Annotated in this window: 2 protein-coding genes; both read left to right on the top strand. The window is 67.4% G+C overall.

The genetic code is table 11. The annotated features are described in order from the left end of the window. Positions 1–554: 554 nt before the first annotated feature. Positions 555–1,349 (top strand): arginase family protein, encoded by a 795-nt coding sequence (locus ACFWMR_RS36940; protein ID WP_378381756.1) that lies wholly within the window; start codon positions 555–557, stop codon positions 1,347–1,349. 231 nt (positions 1,350–1,580) lie between these two features. After that, complete coding sequence (locus ACFWMR_RS36935; RefSeq protein WP_378280250.1) at positions 1,581–2,864, top strand: PucR family transcriptional regulator; 1,284 nt, start codon at positions 1,581–1,583, stop codon at positions 2,862–2,864. The last annotated feature ends 75 nt before the right edge of the window (positions 2,865–2,939 follow it).

Genomic DNA, 2,939 nt, shown 5'->3' with positions numbered 1-2,939 from the left:
TGACTGAACGGACGACACGCTCGCAGCCGGGGGCTCGCCGCGAGTCGTCCGTCTGATCACGCGCGCCGTCCATTCCGTCACGCGTGTCGTCCCTCCAGTCACGCGAAACCGTCCGTGAAGGCCTCCTTCCCTGCTTTCAGGGTCAGAGTCTCGGCAAAGTCGCATGAACGCCGGTCGATGTCGCTCTTGATGATGCGAACGGGACCTCAGGACATGGCAGATGACCCGAGAGCCTGAACGGCGGTGTCCGCAAAGGACCCCAGGCGACCGAAGAATGTCTGATTTATGACTATATGTACGGCTTTGCCTGGGGTCGTGAGTGACAAGGATGGTTCTAACCCTCTTTGCCACTCACGACCCCCATCTCAAACGCCCAAATCGGGCAAAACAATCCCGATAGTGTCCTCTATGGACAGTTGACAAGGTGCCATGCCACGGTGACGAGCCTCTTCGCCACCCACTTGGCCGGCGGGTAGACGACTTTGCCGGGACCCGGACTCTCAGGGTAGGGAAGGAGGCCTTCACGGACTTGCGGCCGCCGCTAACGTGGACCGGTGCTGATCCACGCCGTACCCCAGTTCCAGGGCGCGCTGACCGAACGCGCGCCGGAGATGCCCGAAGGCTGCGTCGCGCTCGCCGAGCTGGCCGGTCACGTCCTGGGCGTACCGGTGCACCACATCCGGCAGACCCGCGAGACCTCGCCCGTGGTCGACGGGATCGCCAACCGCGAGGTGCTCACCGGCGCGAACCGGGCCGCGCAGCTCGCCGCGCTGGAGGCGCCTGGCGGGCCGGTGCTCACCATCGGCGGTGACTGCGGGGTCGAACTGATCCCGGTCGGCGTCGCGCGCTACCGCTTCGGCCCGGGTCTCGGAGTCGCCTGGTTCGACGCGCACGCGGACCTCAACACCGCGGAGACGTCGCCGTCGGGCGCGTTCCACGGCATGGTGCTGCGGTCGCTGCTCGGCGAGGGCGACCCGGATTTCGCCGCGAACCCGCGCGTCGAACCCGGTCGCGTCGTGCTCGCCGGGACGAGGGCCTTCGACGACGCCGAGCGGGACGTGATCGATCGCGGCCTGGTCGTCGAGGCGGACGACGTCGCGGCCGGGCTGGCGGGTGCGGACAAGGTGTACGTCCACGTCGATCTCGACGTACTCGACCCGGGGGAGTTCGACGGGCTGAACTGCCCGGAGGCCGGTGGCTTGACGATCGAGCGTCTGGTGGCGATGCTTCGCGGGCTGAGCGGCTTCGAAGTCGTCGGCGCCGGGATCACCGAATGCGTCGGCACCGAGGTGCGCGTACTGGAGCCCGTGCTCGAAGTACTCGGTGAATTGCTCACCGAAAAGCAGTGACGCTCCGTCACGATATGGCCCGCTTCGGCCGTTCGTACGTACGGCGCGTGGCGTTTGCCGGGCACTTGTCATCAAAATTCAGGGACGGACCGTGATTTTGTCACGACGGTGACAAGAAATCGGTTTCTTCTGCGAAAGGTGACACATTCACGAGCGACTTTGCGATGTGTTCGTTGTCACCCCACGACGATCGTGGGATGTCCGGACGCTGGGCGGAGCAAAGGAGCTGCGATGTCGGTGGAGCGCGGGATCGAACACGCTGCGCAGCCCCCTGCGGCGCTACCTCGCAAGCTCGCCGACATTTTGCGACCGGAACTCGGCAGTCTCGCCAACGAGATCGTCGACGAGATCCGGGCGACCATCCCCGCCTACGCGCGTCCGCTCGACGGGCCCTACGGCAAGTCGATCCGCGCGGGCGTCGAGTACGCGATCACGCTGTTCGTCGCGCAGATCGCCGATCCCACCGTCTCCAAGGAACAGTCGCACGAGGTCCACCATCGGCTGGGACAGAACGAAATGCGGGAGGGCCGCAGCCTCGACACGCTCCAGTCCGCGTACCGGGTCGGCGCGCGCGTGTCGTGGCGGCGCATCATGCGCGTCGGCCGCCGCAGCGGGCTCTCGTCCGCGGTGATGTCGCAACTGGCCGACGCGATGCTCGCGTTCATGGACGAACTCGCCTCCGTCGCGCTGGACGGCTATCTCGAAGCGAAGGCGCGCACCGCGGGAGCGCTGGACACGTGGCGCCGCAAACTGCTGCACCTGGTGCTGGAAACCCCGCCCGCGCCGTCGAAGGCGATCGCGGAACTCGCGCAGCTGACCGGCTGGCCGGTACCCGAGCGCGCGACCCCGGTGGTACTGCACCCGATCAACGACAGTGTCAGACCGCGGCGGCACAACGCGGTGGATTCGGACATCCTGGCCGAACTCGATTGCGCCGAGCCGCGTCTGCTCGTCCCCGGCGAGATCTCCGGCGCCCGCCTGGCCACTTTGCAGGCCGCGCTGCCGGACTACCGGCTGTCGATCGGCCCGTGCCGTCCGCTGGACTCCGTCGCCGATTCGCTGCGCTGGGCACGCGACGCCCTGCACCTCTCCGAACGCGGGATCATCGGCGTCCGCCGGGTGATCCGCGCCGAAGAACACCTCGCCACCTTGCTCGTGAACGCAGACGCGGTGCTGACCTGCCAGCTGCGCGACCGCCTGTTCGCCCCGCTCGCCGAAATGACCGGGAAACAACGGGAACGGCTGCTCGAAACCCTGCGCGCCTGGCTCGACAGCCAGGGCAACGTCGTCGACATCGCCGAACGCCTCCAGGTCCACCCGCAGACCGTCCGGTACCGCATGCGCCAGCTCCAGGCGACCTTCGGCGAGCACCTGCGAGACCCGGGCGCGCGGTTCGAAATGGAACTGGCGCTGCGGGCCGGCGTCACGCCTTCCTCGGCGCCCGAGGGCTACGCGCTGCCGGAGGTGCTTCCGGCGCCGCGCAAGAGTCCACAGTGGACGCCGAGCGGGTCGTAGCCTCGGGATGTCATGAGGGGTCCCCCAAGGTCACAATTAGTCCAATTTGGACCACACAACACACACCTCAAAGCC

Source organism: Amycolatopsis thailandensis (genome assembly GCF_042723255.1).
GTDB classification, from domain to species: domain Bacteria; phylum Actinomycetota; class Actinomycetes; order Mycobacteriales; family Pseudonocardiaceae; genus Amycolatopsis; species Amycolatopsis thailandensis.
This window is presented reverse-complemented; position numbering and strand designations above follow the sequence as displayed.